The organism is Proteus sp. fly-1067, from assembly GCF_040139345.1.
Lineage (GTDB): Bacteria > Pseudomonadota > Gammaproteobacteria > Enterobacterales > Enterobacteriaceae > Proteus > Proteus vulgaris_B.
On sequence record NZ_JBEEUL010000006.1, the window covers coordinates 143,088 to 168,963 of the forward strand.

Here is a 25,876-nt window from a genome sequence, read left to right on the forward strand (position 1 = left end):
TAAATTGGGGTGTTCACCATGTCTGTCGTCGCAATTGTACTCATCTTTCTTTTTGCCGTGATTGTGAGTGTGTTTATCTCACGATTACTGTCAGAAAAAATTCCTCTGCCGTTGATCCAAATAGCTGTAGGAGCTTGTTTGTCGATCTTTGGCTTTGAAGTGGCGTTTGATCCACATCTTTTCTTGTTCCTCTTTATTCCTCCATTGCTGTTTTTAGATGGTTGGCGTATTCCCAAAGAAGCGTTGTTCCAAGAGATTAAACCGATTATGTCGTTAGCGATCGGTTTAGTGGTTGTCACCGTAATTGGCATGGGCTTTTTTATTCACTGGCTTATTCCTTCTGTTTCACTTGCGATTGCATTTGCTCTAGCGGCAATTTTGTCACCGACCGATCCTGTTTCAGTCTCAGCTATGACTGTAAATTCGCCACTTCCTTCTCGTATGACGCATATTTTAGAAGGGGAATCGTTACTTAATGACGCAACTGGTTTAGTTTGTTTTAGCTTTGCGGTTGTTGCGGCATTAACGGGATCTTTTTCTATTGTTTCAGCCACAGGACAGTTTTTAGTTGTGGCTTTAGGCGGGGCGGCAATTGGTCTAATTGTTGCGGGTATTATTGGGCGGTTAAATCAGTTTTTGGTGAGACGCACAGGTGAAGATCCGGCTATCCAAATCTTGATTAGCTTACTGATGCCATTTTTTGCTTATTTATTGGCGGAGCATGTTCATGTGTCAGGTATTCTTGCTGCTGTTGTTGCCGGTATTGCAATGCACTACGAGAAAATTGTGGGTCGTATGCAAGCTGCAACACGTATGCAAAGTAAGGCTGTGTGGGATACGGTTCAAGTTGCGCTTAATGGAATGATCTTTATTTTATTAGGTGAACAACTTCCGGCAATGTGGAAAATTTTACCTGAAGTGACACAATCTGCTGGGGCTACTAATCCTTGGGCTGTATTAGGTTATATTATTGTTATTACAATAGCCCTTGCTGTGCTACGTTTTGCATGGGTATGGATCTCAATGTGGTTAACGGTATTCCGCTCACCGAATAAGCATTTATCGCGTCATGATTTACGTTTGATGGCAATTATGGCAACTGCTGGGGTGAGAGGTGCAATTACATTAGCTGGTATTTTAACACTTCCTTTATTAATGACTGACGGCTCACCTTTCCCAACACGTGATCTGGCTATCTTTATTGCTATGGGCGTTATTCTTTGCTCATTATTAATCGCAACAATTGCATTGCCGATTTTAACTAAAGGGCTATCAGAAGATTTACCTTATGAAAATGATGAAATTCGTACACGCTTAGCTTTAAATGAAGCTGCAATTGCACATATCAATGAATTAATGAATCAACCTTGTGAAGACTTAGATGAAATGTCATTACGCAATGAGGCAGGTTCACATTTATTAGAAATTTATAGCCGTCGTCTTGATAGTGAAGATAGTGTGCAAGAAGGTGCACTTGATCTTAAGCGCTTGTTTAGTATGGAACGTAAATTATCTCGTAGTGCATTAAAGGTTGAACGTGATGCATTACAACAACTGCGTAAATCACGTCATATTAGTGAGCATATTTTTCATCGTTTACGCCATGAATTAGATTTAAAAGAAGAAGCGCTGAATCATCATTTGAGTTAATTTAGGCCAATATTATCGTCAGGTGATTATTGATTGTCTGACGATTTTTAAAAAATGAACAAATAGTGTGTTCATTCTCGCACTGTGTAGGCTGAAAATAGGACAGATCATTTTAAAAGCATAAAAGCGGTGTAGAATAGAGGCATTGTTGCTTTGTCTATCTCAAAGCCGAATTTGTACGTTAAAATAAGTTTAAAGCGAAAATAATATCTTAAGGCTATTGGCTAATGTGAGATAGTAATAATGATTTATTTTTGCGCATAAGAGGGATGACAAGGTATATTGTTGTCTTGACTAAACGGACACTCAAATAAATGAGGGGATCATGCGAATTAAATTGTTATTGGGAGCTGCTGCAGCGTTGTTATTAGCAGGCTGTTCTGCAACAAACACATTAAGCACTGCTGGCTCACAGGTACAAATCACTGATACGCAACCAGGCAGTGAATGCCAATTATTAGGAACAGTGACAGGTGTTCAAAATAACTGGTTATCAGGTTCCCGTACTGAAAGCCAATCACTGCGAGGTGCTGCTAACGACTTACGTAATAAAGCAGCTGCAATGGGTGGTAACGTTATTTTTAATGTTGGTACTGGCGCAGGTAGCTTTGTTGATAGCTTTGCACCATTAGATAGCAAAATGAGTGGACAAGTTTATAAATGCCAATAAGGGCATTTAATTTATTCACTATTTATTAGTCTGCTAATAGATAAAAAAGCTGTAGTCACTTCATCTATTTGAATTGAGCTACAGCTTTTTTGTTTCTGTCATATTGATTATTGCTGGCGTAATCCAAGATCTAACAACGTTTTACTTGGTTCTCCACCAATTTCACGCGTGAGTTTAGGTACCATATAACCTGATACTAAACTCATAAGTCCTTTCATAATTTCTCTAGCTTCTCTGTCTGGCACCATAAAGTGGGCCGCGCCTTGTACTTTATCTAGAACATGCAAGTAATAAGGCATAACACCAGCATCAAATAAGGCGCGACTTAGCTCGGCGAGAATTTCAGCGCTGTCATTAATCCCCCGCAATAACACACCTTGATTTAATAAAGTCACATTGGCTTTTTTTAACTTTAAACACGCTTCTCTCAATGTATCATCAATTTCATTGGCGTGATTGATATGCAGTACCATGATATTTTGCAAACGTGATTGTTGTAAGCGCTGACATAGCGCATCAGTGACGCGAGCAGGAATAACCACAGGTAGGCGAGAGTGGATGCGTAAACGCTTAAGATGAGGGATTGCTTCTAGTTGTGTTATTAACCAATCAAGTTCATCATCTTTTGCCATAAGAGGATCGCCCCCAGAGAAGATGATTTCATCGAGTTTTGGGTTATTTTTGATATACTCTATTGCCTTGTGCCAATTTGCCTTGTTTCCTTTGTTATCTTCATAAGGAAAATGACGACGAAAACAGTAGCGGCAATTGACAGCGCAACCACCTTTGACCAGAAGCAATGCACGATTCTGATATTTATGTAATAAACCTGGCACCGCATTTTGTTGCTCATCTAACGGGTCCGTAGAAAATCCCGGTGTTATGGTAAATTCAGCATTTGCAGTTAATACTTGTAAAAGTAATGGATCGTTAGGATCGCCTTTTTTCATGCGTGCAACGAATTCACGGGGAACCCGTAGCGGAAAAAGCCGTCGCGCCTGAGCCCCTTTTTGGAGATCAGCGTGATGTTCCAATGCTAAAAGTTGGAGTAATTCAACAGGATCACTGATTGCCTGCGCGAGTTGTGTTAACCAGACTTCTCTGGTGGGGTGATTATGAGTTACAATGTGTGCCATTTTTTGGCTATGCCATTTTAAATTAAAAAAGTTAGAGGATATTCATGGCTTCTTATAATACCAACGATTTTCGTTCAGGTCTTAAAATCATGTTAGATGGCGAGCCAGCCGTCATTACTGAATGTGAATTTGTTAAACCAGGTAAAGGTCAGGCATTTGCTCGTGTACGTCTGCGTAAACTGATCTCTAACAAATTACTAGAAAAAACATTTAAATCTACTGATTCAGCAGAAGGTGCTGATGTCATGGATATCAACTTAACTTACCTGTACAACGACGGTGAGTTTTGGCATTTCATGAACAACGAAACTTTTGAGCAATTAGCTGCAGACGAAAAAGCTGTTGGTGATAATGCTAAATGGTTGATCGACCAAGCTGAGTGTATCGTAACTCTGTGGGATAATCGTCCTATCGCTGTTATTCCACCAAACTTTGTTGAATTAGAAATCGTTGATACTGATCCAGGCCTGAAAGGTGACACCGCAGGTACAGGTGGTAAACCAGCAACATTAAGTACAGGTGCAGTCGTTAAAGTACCACTGTTTGTACAAATTGGTGAAGTCATCAAAGTTGATACTCGTTCAGGCGAATACGTATCACGCGTAAAATAATCGTGTAGATTATTTTACTGAGAGTAACGTTAAGTACAATAATTAATTACCGCAGATAATGTTAACTATCTGCGGTATTTTTTTATTTTTAATTTATAATAATTGAATAAACTATACTATTTTCTTTCTAAAAAATTGATTAATTTGTATTACTGCATTATTTAATTTTTTATGTTATTATTTTGTTCATAATTTATTTATCCCTTTATTATATTTAGAATGCCAAAAATGAATGCTCTATTCAATATTGGAATTGGTAAAAAATAACCATTTTCTTAGAATGAGTGTGTAGGTTGTTTTGGTAAAGATTATCCACAGCAATATTTACTTTAAGTTTTTTGACTTTCCTTTAAGAGATATTGAAGAGTATAGATAAAAACATTAATCCTGTAATATTATTGATCTTTATTTTATATTTTAGTTGTACTAGGGAAACCCTTTCAATATAGACATTTACTTTGATATATCTCTTTTATTTTTTTATTAATTCAATTTATAACGTAATAAAATTAACTTATTTTATAGGTTAATTAACTTCTTTATAGAATTAATTTCCATTCTTTATTTCTTCTTTTTTTGTAAAATCCCCATACTTAAACACAAATAATAGAATTTTAATCTATACTTTATTTAGGTTAAATATAAATAATAGCCTTTGAGTTTATTTTAAATTTAAATGTTATCAATGAGTTATATTTACCAGTAGTACTTGAGTTAATTTAGGAGGCTATATGGAAAATAGAACGATTATTATGGGAGCAGATCCTTCAGGATTTGAGCTTAAAAATACGATTAAATCTTATTTGTCAGAAAAAAATTACACAATAAAAGATCTCACAGAATCAGGCCCTATTGGCTATTGTGATGTGGGCGATAAAGTTGGTTCGATTGTTTCTGAACACCCTGAATATATTGGCTTTGTTTTCTGTGGTACAGGAATGGGTGTGAGTATTAGTGCGAATAAACATAAAAATGTTTATTGTGGTGTGTGTGAAAGTATCACGACAGCTCGTTTTTGTAAGGTAATTAATAACTGTAATATGATGGCAATGGGTGGCTTATTAATAACACCTTTTAAAGCTAAAATGATGGTTGATGCCTATTTATCAGCAACCTTTACAGAAGGTTTTTCTGAAGCAACACCTGAAGATTTACAATCTGGCTTAAATTCAATGAGACAAATAGAAAAGAAAATTTATAAGATTTAAGTCATTCTTATTATTCACTTTTATAAGCCTGAATTATCAGGCTTATTTTTTATTTAAGTGATATATTTTGCTTATTAAATAGATAAAGGTTTAGTATCTATACTAGATAATAAATAAAGTATTTTATGACTTAACAATAAATTAAAAAGTAGGTGAACAATGGAACATCAACACTCTGACGCAGTAAATGCCCCATTACGTATTACCTCTAAAACCCGTGATGTTGGAGGGATTGAAACTTATCGTGCTTTACCTGATAAAAAACAACGCTTAATTGGACCTTGGTGTTTTCTCGACCATTTAGGCCCCACCGTTTTTAATGATACTGTCGATAAATTAGCTATTTCGCCACATCCCCATATTGGCTTGCAAACTTTTACTTGGATGTTAGAAGGCGAAATTTTACATCGTGATAGCTTAGGTTTTCAGCAAGTTATTCGACCTCAACAAGTGAATTTAATGACAGCCGGTCACGGTATTAGCCATTCAGAAGATAGTCACGGTGATAAAAAAGAAGTTCATCTGGCACAATTATGGATAGTACTACCAAACGATAAAAGAAATATGCCACCGCGCTTTGATCACTATCCTGATCTGCTTAAATGGCAAGCCGATGGCGCTGACTTCACGTTACTCATCGGTGATTATCAAAACCACAGCTCTCCCGTATTATGTTTATTACCCATGGTTGGCATGGATATTATGTCAAAACATGCTACTCGCATTCCTTTATCATTAAATCCTAAATACGAATATGGGCTTTTTGTTTTAACGGGAGAAATGACAATAGAAGGGGAACGCTTTGCTGCGAATGAACTTGCTTATATTGGGATACAAAACGCTGAGTCATTAACAATTGAACTCAGTGACAATGCACAAATTCTTTTCTTAGGTGGCGAACCTTTAAATGAAAAAATTTTGATGTGGTGGAATTTTATTGGTCGTAGCAAAGAAGAAATTCAACAAGCAATCACCGATTGGAATGCAGGCAGTGAGCGTTTTGGTAAAGTGGTTAATGATGAAAGAACACCTCTGGTATCTCCTTTAATGCCTTAATCTTATGTTATAAAAGAAAACATTAATATTACGTGTTTAAAGTTAGCTGAGTTATCTAAAGATAATTCAGCTATTTTTTTCTTTGTGTTTCGCCATTTTTGATACCTAATCATAGTGACGACGAAATTGTTGTTTAGAACTCACCACTCACTGTCAACGTCATAATTGTCGACACGTCATTTTTTATTTTCATTTTATTTTTTAATTCATTGATTTTAAATGTAAATAAAATAAATCCCCTCTTGGCACGAAATATGCTTCATCTAAAGAAAAATTGACGACAGTCATGCTGTTAAACGTTTTTCTCGGAGGATGTGGCGAATGAATCGCTTTGTAATTGCAGAGCCACAACGATGCATAGGGTGTAATACCTGTATGGCAGCTTGTTCGGAAGTTCATCAAGCTGTGGGATTACAGGCGCACCCGCGTCTTACAGTGGTAAAAGTGGAGGATCAGACAGCCCCGATGCTTTGTCGGCACTGTGAGGATGCTCCTTGTGCTCGCGTGTGCCCAGTCAATGCCATTACTCATGAAGATAATATGATCTTTCTTAATGAGAGCCTGTGTATTGGCTGTAAGTTATGTGGTCTGGTTTGTCCCTTTGGGGCAATTACACCATCAGGTAGCAAACCCGTTAACTTACCAGCTGTCTTTGAACATTTTGTTCCTGAAGAAATGTTGGCCGATGTGCCAGCAAGTCTTCCAACCACCAACCCATTTCTTGCGTGGAATGTGGGTATTCGTGCAATTGCAGTGAAATGTGATTTATGTGCTTTCTCTGATGAAGGCCCTGCTTGTGTCAAGGTGTGTCCGACAGATGCATTGCATTTAGTTGAAGAAGACAAACTTGAAGAGCAGATGAAAACGCGTCGCTTAGATTCTGTGATGGAACCTATTACGAGTCTTGACGATTTATCTACTTTGACACAGGAGCGGAAGTAATATGGAACCTCTTCAGTTACTGCTGTGGTCAGTCATCCTGTATGTTGTTGGTGGCGTTATTGCACTGTTTTTAAAGAAACAGGAAGGATTGGCAATCCTTATTTCAGGGATCAGCGCAATCATCGGCGGTGTATTAGGTGTTTTAAGTGCATTACCGGTTATTTTGGGTGGTGAAATCGCCACTTTTACCGCGGCAGGCCCATTTGAATTTGCAGCCTTCGTGGTACGCATGGATATGTTAGGCGCCTTTATGGTGTTCGTCATTTCATTATTGGTCAGTGTGTGTGCGCTTTATTCTCTTGCTTATGTACAAGAATATAAAGGACGTGGCGCTTGGAGCATGGGATTCTTTATGAATCTGTTTATTGCTTCTATGGTTGGCTTAGTGGTGATGGATAATGCGTTTTACTTTATTATCCTATTCGAAATGATGTCACTGGCTTCTTGGTTCTTAGTTATTGCTGACCAAGATGACGAATCTATTCACGCAGGTTTACTTTACTTCTTTATCGCTCACGCAGGCTCCGTGTTAATCATGATTGCCTTCTTCTTAATGTGGCGTGAAAGTGGTAGCCTTGATTTTGATTCATTCCGCCAGCTCTCTCTTTCTCCTGCAATGGCTTCTGTGGTGTTCTTACTGGGTTTCTTTGGTTTTGGTGCCAAAGCCGGTATGTTGCCATTACACAGTTGGTTACCAAAAGCTCACCCCGCAGCGCCTTCACACGCATCGGCATTAATGTCAGGTGTAATGGTTAAAATTGGTATCTTCGGGATAATCAAAGTCGGTATCGATTTATTAGGCGCTACAGAAATGTGGTGGGGCATTGTTGTTCTTGGGTTTGGTGCCGTTTCTTCTGTATTAGGCGTTATGTACGCCTTAGCAGAGCACGATTTAAAACGCTTACTCGCATGGCATACCGTTGAAAATATCGGCATCATTTTAATGGGTGTGGGTGTTGGCATGGTTGGTATGGCAACCGACCATCCTGTAATTGCTGCACTGGGTCTATTAGGGGCGTTATACCACTTATTAAACCATGCAGTGTTTAAAGGATTATTATTCTTAGGTGCAGGCGCCATCATTAACCAAATTCACACACGCGATATGGATAAGATGGGCGGATTGGCAAAATTAATGCCTTATACCGCAACAGCCTTTTTAATTGGTTGTATGTCCATTTCAGCTTTACCGCCACTAAACGGGTTTGTGAGTGAATGGTATACCTACCAATCGCTATTTTCGATGAGTTACGAAGGTAACTTTGTGATGCGCTTAAGTGGTCCTATCGCCATTATTATGCTGGCAATTACGGGTGCATTAGCGGCAATGTGTTTCGTTAAAGTCTATGGTGTTAGCTTCTGTGGTGGCCCGCGTAGCGAGCAAGCAACAAAAGCGAAAGAAGTGCCTTTACCAATGACGATTGCAATGGGTTTATTAGCACTTTTCTGTGTTGTGTTAGGTGTTGGGGCGGCTTTTGTTGCACCAATTATTGCAAACATTGCAATGTCACTTAGCGAAACCAGTGCATTAACTGTGACTCAAGGCGCAATGCTTGTTCCTGATACCGCATCACAAGCAATGTTCTCTCCAGCATTAACATTTGTTTTATTAATTGCCTTACCGCTTATCCCATTCCTGATTTATCTTGGCCTGAAAGGCAATCAACCTGCGTTTCGTCGTAAAGGTAATCCTTGGGCGTGTGGTTATGTATGGGAAAAAGACATGGCGGTGTCAGCAGGTGGCTTTACTCAAGCACTACGTAGCATGTTTGCACCACTTTATCGTATGCGTAAACAGCTTGATCCATCTCCATTGCTGTCTCGTGGTTTTAATAAAACACAGCTCGGTGCTGAAAAGGTCGAACCATTCTGGGATGAACGCATTATTTATCCTCTGGTTCGTGGGATCCAACGATTTGCAAAACGTATCCAATGCCTACAAGGCGGGGATTTTAGGCTTTACTGTCTATACGTTGTTGCAGCGCTGGTCATCTTGCTTTTAGTCATCGCAGCGTAAGGAGAGGGACTTATGACTTTCCAAGAAGCACCTACGTTAATGATGGGAATATTCGCACTAATTCAAGCACTCTTTTTGCTGGCGATAACCCCGTTATGTACAGGTATTTCGCGCACAATTCGCGCCAAGATGCATTCGCGTCGAGGCCCTGGAATTTTGCAAGATTATCGAGATATCTTTAAGTTGTTTAAACGCCAATCAGTAGCACCTGAGCAATCTGGTGTGATCTTCCAAGTGATGCCGTATGTGTTACTTGGAAGTATGTTAGTGGTTGCCATGGCACTGCCTGTCTTTACTGCAACGTCACTGTTTGCGGGCGCGGCCGATCTTATCGCACTGATTTATTTGTTTGCACTTTATCGTTTCTTCTTCTCTTTATCAGGTCTGGATTCAGGAAGCCCATTTGCGGGTATTGGTGCTAGCCGTGAATTAACACTGGGTGTGTTAGTCGAGCCAATTTTAGTGTTATCACTGATTGTGGTGGCTTTAATTGTGGGTTCAACCAACGTTGGCACCATCAGTGCAACTCTGGCTCAAGGTTGGGTATCACCCACAGCAACACTGTTAGCCTTATTAGCTTGTGCTTTTGCGGCATTTATCGAAATGGGCAAAATGCCATTTGACGTTGCTGAAGCTGAACAAGAGTTACAAGAAGGACCATTAACTGAGTATTCAGGCTCTGGTTTTGCCATGGTGAAGCTGGGTCTTGGTTTAAAACAAGTTGTAGTGGCTGAACTGTTCTTAGCCATATTTATTCCTTTCGGCAAAGCAACAGAATTCACCTTTATTGCACTGTTTATAGCGTTAGTTTTAATGGCTGTGAAATTGTTAGTGGTGTTTGTATTAGCGTCATTGGTTGAAAACAGTTTAGCGCGTGGTCGCTTCCTGCTAACTCACCATGTGACATGGTTAGGATTCGGTGTTGCGGCACTGGCTCTTGTTTTCTATTTAACCGGTCTATAAGGAGCGATGATTACAATGGAAAATATAGCTCTTGCGACCTTACTCATCCCATTTGCGGGGGCGTTGATTACGTCCTTAATGCCAAATCGGATGGCGAAGTGGTTATGTACACTTTTCGCTTTATTAGCCACATTAGGAACAGTTGTTTTAGGTTGGCAGTTCCTCGCTGAAGGTAAAGTCGATACCACAATTACGCTAATACAATATGGTGACGTTGCGCTCTTTGGTTTTACCATTGACCGTGTCAGTACCTTGATTGCTTTCGCTGTTGTGTTCTTAGGGTTGTTAGTGAGTTTTTACTCTACTGGCTATCTGACTAACGGCAACCGTGAGCATCCACATGAGGGTACTCGTCGCTATTATGCCTTCTTGCTGATTTTCATTGGAGCAATGGCTGGTTTAGTCCTTTCATCGACTATTTTAGGTCAACTCCTATTTTTCGAAATCACAGGAGGATGTTCTTGGGGATTAATCGGTTACTACCAATCTGAAAAATCACTCCGCTCAGCAATGAAAGCGTTGTTGATCACTCACGTTGCTTCAATCGGTCTTTATCTCGCGGCTGCAACCTTATTTGTGAGTACGGGTACATTTGAATTAACCGCAATTGCAACCTTAGATGAGCCAACCAAACTGATTGTGTTTGGCGGTATCCTCTTTGCAGCTTGGGGTAAATCAGCTCAACTACCGCTACAAGCTTGGTTACCTGATGCGATGGAAGCACCAACTCCTGTGAGTGCTTACTTACACGCAGCATCAATGGTGAAAGTCGGTGTTTATATCTTTGCTCGTGCCATTATGTCAGCAGGTGGTGATGTCCCTCATCTTATTGGGTGGGTGGGTATTACCATGGCGGTTATCACGTTGATTTATGGCTTTATGATGTATTTGCCACAAAAAGATATGAAGCGCCTGTTAGCATGGTCAACCATTACTCAGCTCTCTTATATCTTCCTCGCATTATCTATCTCTATCTTCGGACCGCGTGAAGCGTTTGAAGGCGGTATTGCTTATATCTTTAACCATGCCTTCGCTAAAAGTTTGTTCTTCTTAGTTGCTGGTGCATTGAGTTATAGCTGCGGTACTCGCATGTTGCCTCGCTTAAAAGGGCTAATTAATAAATATCCATTATTGGGTGTGGGTTTCTGTGTCGCCGCGTTGGCAATTGCAGGTGTTCCACCACTTAATGGCTTCTTTAGTAAATTCCCAATTTTTGCCGCAGGTTTTGAGTTGTCGAGTATTTTCTGGGTGATGACACCAATTATGGTGCTGGTGCTGATTGAATCTGTTGCTAGCTTCACTTGGTTTATCTACTGGTTTGGCCGTGTTGTACCGGGCAAGCCAAGTAAAGAAGTTGAGGAAGGACAATCTGTTCCTATGGCGATGCAAATTGTCATTGGAATACTGATTATTATGTCCTTTGCATCCAGTGTTATCGCAGTCACTTGGCTAGGATAAGGGAGATAAATCATGACTGGAGCACTTATCGTAAATAATTTGGCGGGGTTAATGATGATAACTTCGCTACTAGTAATTGGCGCGAAAAAGCCGATTGCTTCTTGTTGGTTCTATGCATTGCAATCTTTCGTCTTGGTGATGATTTTTGTCACCTTGGCGAATACGTTAGATGCACACCAACTGACACTTTGGGCGATTACCGCCTTCTTTACTAAAGTTCTGCTTGTTCCACTTATTTTAGGATTTGCATTTCGTAAGTTATCTGATCCTAGTGCGAATATCAGTGTTATTAGCCCTGCGCTATTGATGTTGCTCGCAGCTGTTATCGTCATTCTAAGTTGGTTTGTGGTTGAGCCAATTCAAATACCAATGGTTGTTGATTTGAAACCTGCACTCGCAGTTTCTCTGGGACACTTTATGTTGGGGCTACTTTGCATCGTGACTCAACGCAATATCCTAAAACAAGCTTTTGGTTACTGTTTAATGGAAAACGGCTCTCATTTAACACTGGCATTATTGGCATGGAGAGCACCAGAACTGGTCGAAATCGGTATTGCTACTGACGCCATCTTTGCTGTGATTGTGATGGCAGTGTTGGCTCGTAAGATTTACCGCACGCTCAACACACTGAACGTGGATCAACTGACCGCGCTGAAGGGGTGAGGAGATGAACCAAACAACCATGTTAACAATTTTAATGTTTGCACCGTTGGTATTTTCAATACTAGCGTTTCTGAGTCCGTTATTAAAAGCAGGTGCTCGTTCTGTTGTGACAGGCATTCATGCGATTGGTATCACCGTTTTGTTAGTCGCAGCATTAGGAACTGTGGCAGATGTCATGTCTCATGGCGAAATATTGGCTGCTGCTAATTGGGTTCACGTTGATAGCTTAGGCGCATTATTCCTCGCTATCTTAGGCATTATCGGCTTTTTAACGGGGCTTTATTCTATTGGCTATATGGGTCACGAAGTGGATGAGGGTGAAATCTCAGTACGCACTTTGTGTAATTACTATGGTTTCTTCCATCTGTTTTTATTCACCATGTTATTAGCGATCACCAGTAATAACCTGATCCTAATGTGGGCAGCCATTGAAGCAACAACCCTAAGCTCTGCATTCTTAGTAGGAATTTATGGTCAGCGTTCTTCTTTAGAAGCAGCGTGGAAGTACATCATCATCTGTAGTGTCGGTGTCGCGTTTGGTCTTTTCGGTACTATTTTGGTTTATGCCAATGCCGCAAGCTTTATGCCTGATCCAGATCAGGCCATTTTCTGGACTGAAGTGTTGAAATATACGGACCAGTTAGACCCAACTCTGATGCATTTAGCTTTTGTCTTTATTTTAATCGGCTTTGGTACTAAAACGGGGTTATTCCCAATGCATGCTTGGTTACCCGATGCGCACAGTGAAGCACCAAGCCCAGTCAGTGCCTTGTTATCGGCTGTATTACTAAATTGTGCTCTGTTAATCATCATTCGTTACTACATTATTATTGATGCTGCTATTGGCACTGAATTTACACGTAATTTACTGCTGATTTTTGGTTTCCTCTCTGTGGCTATCGCGGCTTTCTTTATTCTTATTCAGCGCGATATGAAACGTCTTTTAGCATATTCCAGTGTGGAGAACATGGGATTAATTGCCGTGGCATTAGGGATTGGTGGACCAATTGGGATTTTGGCTGCTTTATTCCACACCTTAAACCACAGTTTAGCGAAAGCACTGTTGTTCTGTGGCTCTGGTAACGTGTTATTGAAATATGGCACACGTGATTTAAATGTCGTAAAAGGTATGTTTAAAGTGATGCCATTAAGTGCCGCTCTTTTTGCTGGTGGCGCGTTAGCGTTAGGGGGAATGCCTCCTTTCAACGTCTTTATCAGTGAATTTATGATTGTTGTGGCAGGTTTAGCTTCTCAGCACATTGGCTTAACTATCCTATTATTATTGTTATTAACCATAGTATTAGGTGGATTAGTTCGTATGGTGGCGAAAACCGTCTTTGGTCCAAAACCTGATGTTGTTGTTAAAGGTGAACTGGGGATCTTAACCACATTACCAATGGTCATTCTGATTGCTCTTATGTTGTTAATGGGAACTCACATTCCTAAACCTGTCAGCGAGCTGTTAGAAAATGCCGCTAATATCGTGATGAATATTGATAAAAATGAATCACCAAATTATGCATGGCCAACAACGTTAATCAGCAATCAATCCACATCAGTTCAGGAGATGTAACGTGAGCTACCAAAATTATGTCAGTAGAAAAGAGGGAAAAGAACTAGGTGGAGATTATGTTGCCAAAGTTCGTGAAAAATTCCCATCAGCTGTTCTTGATGAAGAGCGACAAACCGCTGATCAATTGACGATAACAGTAAAAACAGAATCACTTCCTGAAGTGGTGGAATATTTGTATTACGGCTTAGGTGGTTGGTTACCGGTCTTATTTGGTAATGACGAACGTAGTTTAAACGGGGATTATGCCGTGTACTACGCATTATCAATGGAAGAGGGTGAAAAATGTTGGATTGTAGTTAAAGCCCATGTTAGTCCAATTACGCTAGAATTTCCGTCTGTAACACCGCGAGTACCAGCTGCTGTTTGGGGTGAACGTGAAATCCGTGATATGTATGGCCTTATTCCTGTTGGTTTACCTGATGAGCGTCGTTTAGTGCTTCCTGATGACTGGCCAGAAGATATGTATCCATTGCGTAAAGATGCAATGGATTATCGTCAACGTCCGGCACCAACAACCGAAGTTGAAACTTACCCTTTTGTGAATGAAGGTAAGCAAGATGCGCGTGTTGTACCTATCGGCCCTATGCACATTACTTCGGATGAGCCTGGACATTTCCGCTTATTTGTAGACGGTGAAAATATTGTCGATGCCGATTACCGCATGTTCTATGTTCACCGTGGTATGGAAAAACTGGCTGAAACCCGTATGGGTTATAATGAAGTTACCTTTTTATCAGACCGTGTTTGTGGGATCTGCGGATTTACCCACAGCGTGGCCTATGTGACTTCTGTTGAAAATGCGTTAGGTATTGAAGTGCCACGTCGTGCGCATACCATTCGTTCAATCTTATTAGAAGTTGAACGTCTTCATAGCCACTTACTCAACATCGGTTTAGCGAGCCACTTTACAGGATTTGATACTGGTTTTATGCAATTTTTCCGTATTCGTGAAAAATCAATGCAGATTGCAGAAATGCTCACCGGTGCACGTAAAACCTATGGCTTAAATCTTATTGGTGGTATTCGTCGCGATATCTTAAAAGATCAGCGCCTTAAAACTATTCAATTAATAAGAGAAATGCGTCGTGAAGTTACTGAACTTGTCGATGTTCTTCTCACTGCACCTAACATGGAACAACGGACTGTGGGTGTGGGTATTTTAGATAAAAAAGTTGCTCGTGATTTTAGCCCTGTAGGCCCAATGATCAGAGCAAGTGGTTTTAAACGTGATGTGCGTTTTGACCACCCATTTGCTGATTATGGCAATCTTCCTCTGACACTCTTTAGTTATGAAGGTGGCGATGTATTCTCACGCGTTATGGTTCGTATTAAAGAAGTCCTTGATTCACTTTCAATGATTGAATATGCCTTAGATAACCTGCCAGAAGGCCCGTTATTAACAGAAGGCTTTACCTATCAGCCATATAAATTTGCACTGGGTTTTACAGAAGCACCACGCGGTGAAGATGTTCACTGGAGTATGTTGGGTGATAACCAAAAACTCTTCCGCTGGCGTTGTCGCGCTGCGACTTATGCTAACTGGCCTGTATTACGTTATATGTTGCAAGGCAATACCGTATCTGATGCACCATTGATTATCGGTAGCCTTGACCCTTGCTATTCCTGTACTGACAGGGTAACGCTCGTCGATGTGAAAAAACGTAAATCTAAAACAGTTTCTTATAAAGAAATTGAACGTTATAGCATCGAACGTAAAAATTCGCCGCTCAAGTGAGGGAATGAACGATGTTAAAATTGTTTAAAACCATAATCAAAACAGGCGAAGCAACAACAAAATATCCATTTAAACCACTGGATTTACCGGATGGTTTTAGAGGAAAGCCTGAATATGATCCACAGCAGTGTATTGTTTGTGGTGCTTGTACTGCGGCTTGCCCTGCCAATGCATTAACGATGGAAACCAATTTAGAAACAGGTGAGCGTCACTGGCAGCTGTTTATTGGTCGCTGTATTTACTGTGGTCGCTGTGAAGAAGTTTGCCCAACAAGAGCGATTGTTTTATCAGATATGTTTGAAACGGCAGTGACGAAAAAATCAGACCTTTATATAAAAGGAACGTTTAAGTTATTGAATTGCCGTGAGTGCCATCAGCCATTTACCCCTAAAAAATCCGTTGAATATGCGATGGCATTATTAGTGCAATCGGGTTGGGATGAAAATACCGTGGAAGCAATGCGACCACAATTTGAAACCTGCCCTGAATGTAAGCGTAAACATAACTTACTATCTGATGGCCGTGAAAATATTAGTATGGGCGAGATCGGGAGTACAATAAAATGAGTCTACCAGAAATTCCCATTAATCATCATGTTAGCCAACCAATCACCTTAGATGATCAGGTACAAAAGCTAAAGCAAACATTGTTGAAAGATATTCAGCGTTCAGCTTATGTTTATCGTGTTGACTGTGGTGGTTGTAATGGTTGTGAGATTGAAATTTTCTCTGCAATTACACCCGTTTTTGATGCTGAACGTTTTGGTATCAAAGTGGTAGCCTCACCTCGTCACGCTGATATTTTATTATTCACTGGCGCCGTAACGCGCCAAATGCGTGTTCCTGCATTACGTGCCTATGAATCAGCGCCAGATCCAAAAATCTGTATCTCTTATGGCGCTTGTGGCTGTGGTGGCGGTATTTTCCACGATCTGTATTGCGTATGGGGTGGTAGCGAATCTATCGTGCCTATTGATGTATGGATCCCAGGATGCCCTCCAACGCCAGCAGCAACTATTTATGGTTTTGCTGTTGCTTTAGGTTTGCTTGATCAGAAATTAAAAGGCGAATCACATATAGAAGTTGAGAATGAAAAAGCTTCACTTATTTTACCTTCTATTCCTCTTGATGCTCGGGTAATGATTGAGCGTGAAGCGCGTCGTCTTGCAGGTTATTACCAAGGAAGACAAATCAGTGATCATTTCTTGACGTTACTTGAAGGTGCCACAATTCAAGAAGTGAGTGGTCGTGTTGATGAATGGTTACGACAAGCTAACGATCCTCGTTTATCAGAGATTGTAAAACGCTTGGTTTACTCTTTAAGTCAAGGAGGCATATATGCCTGATGACGCTAAAGTTTACTTTTGGTCATTAAGACAAAAGTTTGTAGATAGTGATGATGATATTCCTGAACAAGCGCAACAGGTGATGTATTACTCGCTTGCAATTGGCCACCATGTGGGAATGATTGACTGTTTAAAAACAGAGTTAGTCTGCCCTTTAGAAAAATATAAAGAGTGGATTGATTTATTACCTGAAGGTGAAGCTAAGCGCAAAATGCATGGATTACTGACATTTGGTGAAATCAATATTAACTCTGAGCATACTCACTTATTAGCGTTAGCATTTGATCCTATCACAAAAAGTGACGATCCTATTTTTAGTGAGTGGAGTCAAACGCTGATTAAATTACTGGGTGAGATCCACGCAGAACCTGCGATTTATTTGATAGTGAAGAGAAAACCATGAGTGAAGCAATGACAGCACCTAAAGTGGTATTAACGGTAGGCAATAGTATGATGGGGGATGATGGTGCAGGCCCTCTGCTTGCCGAGTTAATGGAAGCAAACCCTATTGATGGATGGATTGTTATCAATGGGGGAAGTGCGCCTGAGAATGTTTCTTACCAAGTAAGAGAGCTACAACCGCAATGTGTTGTCATTGTTGATGCTGCTGATATTGGTTTAAATCCGGGTGAGATCAGGGTGATAGATCCTGATTATATAGCGGAAATGTTTATTATGAGCACCCATAATATGCCGCTGAATTTTCTTATTGATCAATTAAAAGATGATATTCCTGATATCACTTTTCTAGGTATCCAACCTGATTTAGTCGGTTTTTATTACCCAATGACCGAAGCAGTAAAAAATGCCGTTGATGAAATTTATCAAGGCATCAAGTCTTGGCGAGTTGATTACTTTCCGGAGCTTGAAGTTTGTGATGAAGAAGATATCGAAGAATAAAAGTAGAACAAGTATCCAAAGATTATTCATATAGATAAAAACTAAAACATCCGCTTTGCGGATGTTTTTCGTTAATGAGTAATATAAGTATCATTAATTATAAAAAAGTGTTTTTTGTAACTTATATTACTCATTGTTAAGTTATTCTATTGCTAATAACATCTATTCTCCTCTCTAACCTTAAGTTTTCCTTTAGCCATCTCTTTTAAAAAATAGCGTTGCTTAACCTTTTCTTCATCGGGTATTTCTAAAGTTAACTATACTAATTCCTTATTAATAATGATTTTTGCTTCGAATTAGTAGAAAAGCCACTTTTTGTCTTAAATCTCAATATAGGATCGCATGAATAGCTTGATATGTGGGTAATGATGTTTGTTATCCTTAAGTCAAATGATGGCAATTAAATTTTCCTCTTACTAAGAATAAAAAAAGGTTGGTTATGTCTTCTTTTGCGCCTCAATTAAGTATTGTTGTTGCTGTTTACAATGGCGAAAAATTCTTACCTCAGTTTTTTAGCTACTTACAAACACAAAAACTAGAAAGTTGGGAGCTTATTCTTGTTGATGATGGTTCTAAAGATAGTTCTCTAAAAATACTTAATGAATGGAAAGATAAATTCCCTGATGTCACTATTTTGACACAAGAAAACCAAGGCGTTTCCGTTGCTCGTAACACTGGTTTTCATGTTGCCCGTGGAAAATATGTCGCTTTTCCGGATATAGACGATGTTATTGATGCCAGAATGTATTCTCGTTTACTCGAAATCGCTCTTGCTGATGATTTAGATATTGCGACTTGCAATGGTAATTATGTTTATGCTGATGGGCGTCCTTCACGTCCTATTTTCCCATCTAATCGATTACATTCAACGGATGTTTTAACGGGACCACAGTGGTTAAAAATAGCATTAAACTCTAAAAAATTCTTACATGTAACTTGGTTGAATATTTATCGACGCGAATTTCTACTTGCACATGGTTATTATTTTGAGCCAGGCTTACATCATCAAGATATTCCATGGACAACGGAGGCATTATTAACTGCCAAACGTGTTAAATATATTGATGAGCGTTATTACGACTATTTTATTCACTCTGAATCTGTTTCTCATGCAACGCCTAATGATACTATTCATGTTCGAACTATTCATAATTACATGAAAATATTAGAGATGCTTGATGCTATTAATCAAAAGCATAAGGATATCGTTAAAAATATTAATGCATGTTATTGGCAAATCGCAAAAGAAGGTTTAGGAATTATTCATTCAATCGGCGCTATTCAATCTATTGAAGTTAAAAAACAAATAGTTAAAGAGCTTTTTGATAGAGGAATTTGGACACTTATCTGGCAGAATGCAAAAGATTTTAGATTACGTTGGCGTTTAGGCCGGCGCTATTTTAAATTAAAGAAAATATTAAATTCATAATCACAAGAAGGCACAATAATGTGCCTTCTTTATTTTTAATGCATATTAAATAAAATGAAATAATCTAATTTCGTTAAAAAGTCACTTTATTTAGTTTTGCGCTCACTGATAAATTCAATGATAAATATATAACTTATTTATCAGAAAAATACTGTGCACTTGCTAGAAGTTTGCCATAATGAGTAATACTGCTTAATAAAAGTTTATGTAAAATCAATAAACTGTCGAATATTATTCGAGTAGTTGAATGAAAAATTTTATTATGGTGTCACTGATTTATTCTTTATCTGCAATAATTGTAGAGCAACATAATTATCATTGTTATTTATCTTATTTCAGCCTCTTTTCTAATGGGATTAGAGACTGGAGATAAGTCGTATCTAAAAAATCGGAGAATGTTTTATGTCTATTCGGTTTGGTTGGCGGCAATCATTAGTAACTTTAACTTGCTTAGCCGCACTAAGCGTCCCTTTTGCAACATCTGCTCAAACGTTAAAACTGGCTATTGGCGAAGAGCCAACCGAAGGTTTTGACCCAATGTTGGGGTGGAGCCATGGTAGCTATTTACTTCTTCATAGCCCATTGTTAAAGCAAAATGCGGATCTCTCTTGGTATAGCAATATGTTAAGCGACTACCAGCCAAGTGAAGATGGCAAAACATGGAAATTAGCATTAAAACCCGATTTAAAATTTTCGGATGGCTTACCACTAACGGCAAAAGATATTGTGTTTACTTATAACAATGCGGCTGCAAGTGGCGGTAAAGTAGATATGGGGAATTTTCTTTCTGCAAAAGCAGATGATGATTTACATGTCACTATTACCTTAAAAGCACCACAGAGTACGTTTGTTAATGTATTAGGTTCGTTAGGCATTGTCTCTGCTGATAAGTATGATGAAAAAACTTATGCACAAAAGCCAATTGGTGCAGGTCCTTATCGCATGGTCAGTTTCCAACCGGGCCAACAATTAATTGTTGAGGCTAACCCTTATTATGCAGGGCAGAAAAACGATTTTGAAAAGCTCATTTTTGTTTTTCTTGATGAAGATGCGGCCTTTGCCGCTGCTCAAAGTGGGCAATTAGGCATCGTTCGCATTCCACCAGCAACCGCGGCTATTGCTAAAAATTTACCTAATACAAAATTATGGGAAAGACCAAGTGTTGAAAATCGCGGTATTGTTTTCCCAATGGTAAAATCAGGTGAAAAGAATGCACAAGGCTATGATATAGGTAATGATATCACGGCTGATATCGCTATCCGTAAAGCTATAAATTATGCTCTTGACCGTAAATTACTGTCAGAACAAGTTCTTGATGGTTATGCGGTTCCCGCTTATACCGGTGTAAAAGGACTACCTTGGGATCAAACTGAAGCAGCATTTAAAGATGGTGATGTTGAAAAGGCAAAACAAATTCTTGAAGATGCAGGTTGGAAACTCAATAAAAATGGTATTCGTGAAAAAGACGGTTTAGAGGCTAAATTAACCTTGTGGTATACCAGTGGTGATGCGACACGTCGCGATTTAGCAGAGTCAGTTCGTGCATTAGTACAGCCTCTTGGTATCCAAATGGATCTTAAATCAGGGAGCTGGGATACTGTAGAGCGTTATATGCACTCAAATCCAACTTTATTCGGTTGGGGAAGTCTTGATCCTATGGAGTTATATCATCACTACAGCGAAAATGCGGCTGGTGTTGGTTACTATAACCCCGGTTATTATAAAAATCCTGAAGTGGAAAAACATCTGCAAGCAGCACTCGATGCTCATACATGGCAAGAAGCCGTTCCTCATTGGAAAGCCGTTGAGTGGGATGGTAAAAATGGCGTTGGTGTAAAAGGTGATGCTGCTTGGGCTTGGCTGATGAATGTGCAACACACTTACCTAACTAATCCTTGTGTTGATCTGGGTACAGGAACACCTGAAATCCATGGTTCATGGTCATTATTAAATAGTGTAGATACTTGGAAGTGGACTTGTCAGTAATACGTCAAAGTGCAGGTTTTTTCCTGCGATTACTCTGCCTGCTGTTGGTGACAACAGCGGGTGTTTTTATTTTATTAAGTTTTTCACCGATTGATCCTATTAAGGCTTATATCGGCAGTGATCTCCTGAATGTTCCTCCTGAACAATACCCTTTAATCGCAGCACGTTGGGGAATTGATCAGCCTTTATGGATGCGATTTTGGCTTTGGTTTAGCCAAATCATTCAAGGGGATTTTGGTTATTCCATGCTATATAACATGCCTGTTATTGATGTTATTCGTGAGCGTGCTGGACCTTCCTTTATTTTACTTTTTTCAGCGTGGGTATTTTCAGGTGTTATTGGTGTTGTGATGGGATTAGTGGCTGGTCGATACCTTAATCGCTGGCCAGATAGGATTATTTCTACTTTATCTTATTTATTAGCCGCGTTACCAACTTTCTGGGTAGGATTACTGCTGTTATCTCTGTTTTCTGTCACCTTGCATTGGGCGCCAATTTGTTGTGCGTGGCCAATGGGAAGTAGTGCCGAAACAGCAACGTTAAGCCAACGTTTTTCTCATCTTATTTTACCTATGATTGCGCTTGGATTATTAGGCACAGGGAATATTGCGCTGCATACTCGTGCGAAAGTTGCCGAAGTGATGGGCAGTGAATTTATCCATTTTGCTAAGGCTCAAGGTGATAAAGGTTGGGCTATGATGCTATTTCATGTTCTACGTCATGCCATTACGCCCGCACTTTGCTTACAGTTTGCATCAATTGGTGAATTACTTGGTGGCTCTCTTTTGGCTGAAAAAGTATTTGCTTATCCAGGCTTAGGGCAAGCGACGGTTGATGCGGGATTAAGAGGCGATATTCCTCTCTTAATGGGGATTGTTGTTTTCAGCACTATTTTGATTTTCTTTGGTAATAGTATTTCTAACACATTATTAAGACGTATTAATAAAGGAATTTTGCGAGACTTATGATTTACGATCCCAACAAGCCTTTATTGAGATTGTTATTAGTTACCCTCGCTCTGATAGGGTTAGTGGCTTACGGTTTTTCAGTTTCTCATACTGATATTGCAATGGACTTTTTGGCAAGAAACCAAGCGCCATCTGAGCAATATTGGTTTGGTACAGATAATCTAGGCCGTTCTTTGTGGTTACGTTGCTTTCAAGGGATGTTAAGTAGCCTCAATATCGGTGTGACAAGTGCCGTTGTCAGTGGCGCAATTGCACTGATTTTTGCCGGTATCTCCTCGATCAATCGCTATTGTGATTTTTTTGTTCGAGGGGTTGTGGATGCACTTTTGGCATTACCACATTTGTTATTGTTGATTTTGATCTGTTTTACATTAGGGGGAGGGCAGCAAGGGGTGATTTGGGCAGTGGCATTAACTCATTGGCCTAAACTTGCGTTGATTTTACGAGGTGAAATTCAGCGTATCCGTGAAGCGGATTATGTGATGTTATCGCGTCGTATTGGCAATTCACCTTTTGAATGTGTAAAAAAACATTATATCCCCATGTTATTACCGCAGTGGATTGTGGGAACGTTACTGATGTTTCCTCATGCAGTATTACATAGCGCAGCATTAAGCTTTTTAGGATTTGGACAAGCAGCTCATGAGCCTTCTCTTGGTTTATTATTGGCTGATGCATTACGCTATTTAAGTACAGGTTCTTGGTGGATGGTGGTGTTTCCGGGATTGATTTTAATGTGTCTAGTATTGATTTTCGATCAATTTGCTAAAGCAATGCAACAATTGTGGTTAAGAGGAGCAGGATGTTAAGTTTTGAGCAGCTTTCCATTGATATTGCACAATTTCGTTGGCTAGGAAAACGAAATTGGCAACCGTTGCTAAAATCAATCTCTCTGGATATTAAACCGGGAAAGATGCTTGCTCTAGTTGGCGGTAGCGGTGAAGGTAAAAGCTTACTATTGCAAAGTGCACTAGGGCTATTGCCTGCAAATATGCGAGTGCGTGGTGCGATTAAACTGAATGGTCATACATTGAGTGAGCGAGAGCTGATTGCATACCGTGGTAATACTTTTTGTTATATTCCTCAGGGCGTGACAGCACTTAATCCTTTAATTTGTATCGGTGAACAATTAAGCCGCTCAGCGCATTTGAGTGGTGCTGAAGTTACATCAGATGATATTGTGCAGCAATTAGGGCTTTATCATCTATCAGGCTCGTTAGTTAAAACCTATCCGGCCAAACTTTCAGGTGGTATGGCAAAACGTGTATTAGCCTGTAATGCAACATTATCTAATGCTCAATATATATTGGCTGATGAAATTACCTCATGGCTTGATGATGAGCATGCATGTCTGTTGCTTGGGCATTTAAGAGAGTTATGCAATCAGGGTAAATCAGTGCTTTGGGTAACACATGATTTAGCTCTTGCTGCACGTTTCGCAGATACGATAGCGGTACTTAATCAAGGTGAGGTCAATGAAGTTATCCCTGCTACGGTGCTTAATCGTCACGAGGGTAGCGAATGGTTAAAAACACTGTGGAATGCATTACCTGAACAACAATTTATTAATACAAAAGAAACATCACTTAATCCATTATAATATTGTATTTTTAAGTATTATTTTTATACATTTTATCTGTTATTTCTGGAGTTATCTTTATGCCACTTTTAGAGTTAAAACAATTATCTGTTCAGCAAACAGGTAAGATGTTATGGCGAGATCTCTCCTTTTCGTTAGAAGCAGGAGAAAGGCTGGGTATTTCAGCACCAAGCGGTACAGGGAAAACGACTTTAGGTCGAGTTCTAGCGCAGTGGCAAGCACCATCCAGTGGTAAGATCCTACTTAACCAAAAGCCTTTATCGACTAAAGGTTATTGCCCTATCCAATTAGTTCCTCAACATCCTGATAAATGCTTTAATCCTTTTCGAACAACTGGAGATAGCCTCCGAGATGCTTGGACGCCTGCTGAAAGTTGGTTTGAAAAACTAAGAATAAAACAAGAGTGGTTAACGCGTAGACCGAATGAATTATCTGGTGGAGAATTAGCGCGTATCGCCTTATTAAGGGCGCTTGATCCTCGTACTCAAATCTTGATTGCCGATGAAGTGACTGCGCAATTAGATGCGCAAATTCAAGCCGATATTTGGCGAGTATTAATAGAAGAAAGCCAAAAACGTCCTTTAAGCTTGATAATCTTTAGTCACAACAAAGCGTTACTTGAGAAGGTTTCGACAAAAGTGTGGTGGGTTGATGACAATAAACAATTTACGACAACATCGTATCTTCAAAAGTAATATTCAATTTATCTTCCCTATTTATTGTTTTTTCCATCGATAGATTTCACTCCCTACCTAAAAATTAGATAGGGAGTAGATTAATTAGTCTTAAAAACGATAGGTATAGCTCATGCCTAATTGTACATCATGATAGCGATAAGTTGTCATTTCCCAATTAACAGAAGTATTAAACGACGAGCGATTATCAAATTGATAAGTTAATCCTGTGTGTGCAAATGGACGTTGTTTTAACTGCTTTTTGTTCTCAGTATAATCAATAGATTGTGTACCTAAATATTCAATATGACTATTAAAATTACTCTGATGTTGTGTGATATGCCAATACATACCCGCTTTGGTAGTAAGTATCATTGATGAACCTAATAAATACTCTAAACCTAATCCAAACTTGGCAAAGATAGCGTCTGTATTGAGTTTGTCATAGTGTGCAGCAAAATTAGCGCCTTGTGTTTCGCTGTAAGCTGAACGCGACATTTCAGTAAAGGTGATCCCTGCAAAAGGCGTTAATGTGAGTGTGGATTTTAAGCTGTAAGGATAATAGCCTTGAAGATCAATGTGATATCCTTTAAGTTTCGCATCACCTTTACCTGCTTCGGTATCCGTTAATAATGGACGCTTTATCGAAACTTTTCGGTTTAAATAGGCACCTTTTAAAGAAAGGTGTAGCGCATTATTATTTGGTTTAAGACTCAGAGACGGAATTAAATCGATGCTAAATCCGATTAAAGGTAGTGGATAACCTTGATATTGATAGCCTTTAGGTAATGAAGAATAAATATCGGTATCAAATGCTAGACCTAACACGACAGGCATATTGCGAATATCTACACGGTAAGCACCACTTAAGCCTGTTTGTGTAGCATTAGCATTACTTAAACGCTGGTGGTGTGTAAATCCACTGATACATGCTTTATCTAATCCAACGTTGCAAGTTGCCGAGGCTAGGTAACGTAGTTGTCCTTGTTGCATGTTTATCGCTTTGTAACCATTTTCAGCCGCCATTTGCATAGAGCGATATGTATTTTCTATATCAATGGGATTGCTGATAGCGATAACGGGTTTTGTGTTTGCTTTTTCTTTAGCTAAGCGGTCTTGCTCGGCTTTGGCTTTATCGGCTTGCTCTTTTGCCAAGCGGTCTTTATCCGCTTGAATTTTATCAGCTTGCTCTTTGGCTAAGCGGTCTTTATCCGCTTGAATTTTATCAGCTTGCTCTTTGGCTAAGCGGTCTTTATCCGCTTGAATTTTATCGGCTTGCTCTTTGGCTAAGC

The 25,876-nt window shown here is 39.5% G+C and carries 24 protein-coding genes; 22 read left to right on the plus strand and 2 right to left on the minus strand.

Features of this window, described 5'->3' with window-relative positions:
• Positions 1-18 precede the first annotated feature (18 nt).
• Both ABN217_RS10560 and ABN217_RS10565 read left to right on the plus strand, forming a co-directional pair.
• Positions 19-1,650: a Na+/H+ antiporter gene (locus ABN217_RS10560; RefSeq protein WP_196554487.1), complete on the plus strand. Its 1,632-nt coding sequence runs from the start codon at positions 19-21 to the stop codon at positions 1,648-1,650.
• Between the two features lie 325 nt (positions 1,651-1,975).
• On the plus strand, positions 1,976-2,320 hold the full coding sequence (locus ABN217_RS10565) for a DUF4156 domain-containing protein (RefSeq protein ID WP_023582946.1): 345 nt from the start codon (positions 1,976-1,978) through the stop codon (positions 2,318-2,320).
• 107 nt (positions 2,321-2,427) lie between these two features.
• Here the strand turns inward: ABN217_RS10565 and epmB are convergent, their stop codons facing one another.
• Positions 2,428-3,456, minus strand: coding sequence for an EF-P beta-lysylation protein EpmB (gene epmB / locus ABN217_RS10570; protein ID WP_196554486.1), 1,029 nt, complete (start codon positions 3,454-3,456; stop codon positions 2,428-2,430).
• A gap of 44 nt (positions 3,457-3,500) precedes the next feature.
• On the opposite strand from epmB, the gene efp reads away from it, so the two are divergent.
• The 20 genes from efp (at position 3,501) to ABN217_RS10670 (ending at position 24,605) form a co-directional block, all read left to right on the plus strand.
• Positions 3,501-4,067, plus strand: a complete 567-nt coding sequence (efp, locus tag ABN217_RS10575) for an elongation factor P (RefSeq protein ID WP_006536168.1) — start codon at positions 3,501-3,503, stop codon at positions 4,065-4,067.
• 731 nt (positions 4,068-4,798) lie between these two features.
• Entirely contained in the window at positions 4,799-5,275 is a 477-nt protein-coding gene (locus tag ABN217_RS10580) for an RpiB/LacA/LacB family sugar-phosphate isomerase (protein WP_072069044.1), read from the plus strand.
• Positions 5,276-5,434: 159 nt separating this feature from the next.
• A complete protein-coding gene (locus ABN217_RS10585; RefSeq protein WP_197269861.1) occupies positions 5,435-6,331 on the plus strand; it encodes a pirin family protein in 897 nt (298 codons plus the stop codon).
• 321 nt (positions 6,332-6,652) lie between these two features.
• Positions 6,653-7,273 (plus strand): 4Fe-4S dicluster domain-containing protein, encoded by a 621-nt coding sequence (locus tag ABN217_RS10590; RefSeq protein ID WP_072069038.1) that lies wholly within the window; start codon positions 6,653-6,655, stop codon positions 7,271-7,273.
• Between the two features lies 1 nt (position 7,274).
• On the plus strand, positions 7,275-9,290 hold the full coding sequence (gene hyfB / locus ABN217_RS10595) for a hydrogenase 4 subunit B (RefSeq protein ID WP_115350239.1): 2,016 nt from the start codon (positions 7,275-7,277) through the stop codon (positions 9,288-9,290).
• Positions 9,291-9,302: 12 nt separating this feature from the next.
• Positions 9,303-10,253: a respiratory chain complex I subunit 1 family protein gene (locus ABN217_RS10600; protein WP_072069036.1), complete on the plus strand. Its 951-nt coding sequence runs from the start codon at positions 9,303-9,305 to the stop codon at positions 10,251-10,253.
• A 6-nt stretch (positions 10,254-10,259) separates the two neighbouring features.
• Positions 10,260-11,711, plus strand: coding sequence for a hydrogenase 4 subunit D (locus tag ABN217_RS10605; protein ID WP_340893901.1), 1,452 nt, complete (start codon positions 10,260-10,262; stop codon positions 11,709-11,711).
• A 12-nt stretch (positions 11,712-11,723) separates the two neighbouring features.
• A complete protein-coding gene (hyfE, locus tag ABN217_RS10610) occupies positions 11,724-12,374 on the plus strand; it encodes a hydrogenase 4 membrane subunit (protein WP_036934333.1) in 651 nt (216 codons plus the stop codon).
• Positions 12,375-12,378: 4 nt separating this feature from the next.
• Positions 12,379-13,947: a hydrogenase 4 subunit F gene (locus ABN217_RS10615; RefSeq protein ID WP_115350237.1), complete on the plus strand. Its 1,569-nt coding sequence runs from the start codon at positions 12,379-12,381 to the stop codon at positions 13,945-13,947.
• Between the two features lies 1 nt (position 13,948).
• The gene (locus tag ABN217_RS10620; protein WP_196554483.1) at positions 13,949-15,682 is read left to right on the plus strand and encodes a hydrogenase large subunit; all 1,734 of its coding nucleotides are present in this window, start codon (positions 13,949-13,951) and stop codon (positions 15,680-15,682) included.
• A gap of 11 nt (positions 15,683-15,693) precedes the next feature.
• Entirely contained in the window at positions 15,694-16,248 is a 555-nt protein-coding gene (gene hyfH / locus ABN217_RS10625; RefSeq protein ID WP_036934329.1) for a hydrogenase 4 subunit H, read from the plus strand.
• On the plus strand, positions 16,245-17,027 hold the full coding sequence (locus ABN217_RS10630) for an NADH-quinone oxidoreductase subunit B family protein (RefSeq protein ID WP_072069032.1): 783 nt from the start codon (positions 16,245-16,247) through the stop codon (positions 17,025-17,027). Before hyfH ends, ABN217_RS10630 begins: the two co-directional genes overlap by 4 nt.
• Positions 17,020-17,430, plus strand: a complete 411-nt coding sequence (locus ABN217_RS10635) for a formate hydrogenlyase maturation HycH family protein (RefSeq protein WP_072069031.1) — start codon at positions 17,020-17,022, stop codon at positions 17,428-17,430. The genes ABN217_RS10630 and ABN217_RS10635 overlap by 8 nt, the downstream gene beginning before the upstream one ends.
• Complete coding sequence (gene hycI / locus ABN217_RS10640; protein ID WP_072069030.1) at positions 17,427-17,927, plus strand: hydrogenase maturation peptidase HycI; 501 nt, start codon at positions 17,427-17,429, stop codon at positions 17,925-17,927. Before ABN217_RS10635 ends, hycI begins: the two co-directional genes overlap by 4 nt.
• A 439-nt stretch (positions 17,928-18,366) precedes the next feature.
• Complete coding sequence (locus tag ABN217_RS10645; protein ID WP_340893894.1) at positions 18,367-19,356, plus strand: glycosyltransferase; 990 nt, start codon at positions 18,367-18,369, stop codon at positions 19,354-19,356.
• A gap of 402 nt (positions 19,357-19,758) precedes the next feature.
• Entirely contained in the window at positions 19,759-21,342 is a 1,584-nt protein-coding gene (locus ABN217_RS10650; protein ID WP_196554480.1) for an ABC transporter substrate-binding protein, read from the plus strand.
• Positions 21,327-22,310 carry a nickel ABC transporter permease YntB gene (yntB, locus tag ABN217_RS10655; RefSeq protein ID WP_371032919.1) on the plus strand — a complete coding sequence of 328 codons (984 nt, stop codon included), beginning with the start codon at positions 21,327-21,329 and terminating at the stop codon, positions 22,308-22,310. Before ABN217_RS10650 ends, yntB begins: the two co-directional genes overlap by 16 nt.
• Positions 22,307-23,119 (plus strand): nickel ABC transporter permease YntC, encoded by an 813-nt coding sequence (gene yntC / locus ABN217_RS10660; RefSeq protein WP_115350233.1) that lies wholly within the window; start codon positions 22,307-22,309, stop codon positions 23,117-23,119. Before yntB ends, yntC begins: the two co-directional genes overlap by 4 nt.
• A complete protein-coding gene (yntD, locus tag ABN217_RS10665; protein ID WP_072069025.1) occupies positions 23,113-23,910 on the plus strand; it encodes a nickel ABC transporter ATP-binding protein YntD in 798 nt (265 codons plus the stop codon). The genes yntC and yntD overlap by 7 nt, the downstream gene beginning before the upstream one ends.
• A gap of 59 nt (positions 23,911-23,969) precedes the next feature.
• On the plus strand, positions 23,970-24,605 hold the full coding sequence (locus ABN217_RS10670) for an ATP-binding cassette domain-containing protein (protein ID WP_196554478.1): 636 nt from the start codon (positions 23,970-23,972) through the stop codon (positions 24,603-24,605).
• Between the two features lie 90 nt (positions 24,606-24,695).
• On the opposite strand, the gene ABN217_RS10675 is transcribed toward ABN217_RS10670, so the two are convergent.
• A partial coding sequence (locus ABN217_RS10675; protein WP_349459387.1) for an autotransporter domain-containing protein occupies positions 24,696-25,876 on the minus strand: 1,181 nt, incomplete at its 5' end.

Excerpts from the sequence above, each read along its gene's own strand:
- ABN217_RS10560 (WP_196554487.1), top strand. The coding sequence starts at position 19 with ATGTCTGTCGTCGCAATTGTACTCATCTTTCTTTTTGCCGTGATTGTG.
- ABN217_RS10565 (WP_023582946.1), top strand. The coding sequence starts at position 1,976 with ATGCGAATTAAATTGTTATTGGGAGCTGCTGCAGCGTTGTTATTAGCA.
- epmB (WP_196554486.1), bottom strand. The coding sequence starts at position 3,456 with ATGGCACACATTGTAACTCATAATCACCCCACCAGAGAAGTCTGGTTA.
- efp (WP_006536168.1), top strand. The coding sequence starts at position 3,501 with ATGGCTTCTTATAATACCAACGATTTTCGTTCAGGTCTTAAAATCATG.
- ABN217_RS10580 (WP_072069044.1), top strand. The coding sequence starts at position 4,799 with ATGGAAAATAGAACGATTATTATGGGAGCAGATCCTTCAGGATTTGAG.
- ABN217_RS10585 (WP_197269861.1), top strand. The coding sequence starts at position 5,435 with ATGGAACATCAACACTCTGACGCAGTAAATGCCCCATTACGTATTACC.
- ABN217_RS10590 (WP_072069038.1), top strand. The coding sequence starts at position 6,653 with ATGAATCGCTTTGTAATTGCAGAGCCACAACGATGCATAGGGTGTAAT.
- hyfB (WP_115350239.1), top strand. The coding sequence starts at position 7,275 with ATGGAACCTCTTCAGTTACTGCTGTGGTCAGTCATCCTGTATGTTGTT.
- ABN217_RS10600 (WP_072069036.1), top strand. The coding sequence starts at position 9,303 with ATGACTTTCCAAGAAGCACCTACGTTAATGATGGGAATATTCGCACTA.
- ABN217_RS10605 (WP_340893901.1), top strand. The coding sequence starts at position 10,260 with ATGATTACAATGGAAAATATAGCTCTTGCGACCTTACTCATCCCATTT.
- hyfE (WP_036934333.1), top strand. The coding sequence starts at position 11,724 with ATGACTGGAGCACTTATCGTAAATAATTTGGCGGGGTTAATGATGATA.
- ABN217_RS10615 (WP_115350237.1), top strand. The coding sequence starts at position 12,379 with ATGAACCAAACAACCATGTTAACAATTTTAATGTTTGCACCGTTGGTA.
- hyfH (WP_036934329.1), top strand. The coding sequence starts at position 15,694 with ATGTTAAAATTGTTTAAAACCATAATCAAAACAGGCGAAGCAACAACA.
- ABN217_RS10630 (WP_072069032.1), top strand. The coding sequence starts at position 16,245 with ATGAGTCTACCAGAAATTCCCATTAATCATCATGTTAGCCAACCAATC.
- ABN217_RS10635 (WP_072069031.1), top strand. The coding sequence starts at position 17,020 with ATGCCTGATGACGCTAAAGTTTACTTTTGGTCATTAAGACAAAAGTTT.
- hycI (WP_072069030.1), top strand. The coding sequence starts at position 17,427 with ATGAGTGAAGCAATGACAGCACCTAAAGTGGTATTAACGGTAGGCAAT.
- ABN217_RS10645 (WP_340893894.1), top strand. The coding sequence starts at position 18,367 with ATGTCTTCTTTTGCGCCTCAATTAAGTATTGTTGTTGCTGTTTACAAT.
- ABN217_RS10650 (WP_196554480.1), top strand. The coding sequence starts at position 19,759 with ATGTCTATTCGGTTTGGTTGGCGGCAATCATTAGTAACTTTAACTTGC.
- yntC (WP_115350233.1), top strand. The coding sequence starts at position 22,307 with ATGATTTACGATCCCAACAAGCCTTTATTGAGATTGTTATTAGTTACC.
- yntD (WP_072069025.1), top strand. The coding sequence starts at position 23,113 with ATGTTAAGTTTTGAGCAGCTTTCCATTGATATTGCACAATTTCGTTGG.
- ABN217_RS10670 (WP_196554478.1), top strand. The coding sequence starts at position 23,970 with ATGCCACTTTTAGAGTTAAAACAATTATCTGTTCAGCAAACAGGTAAG.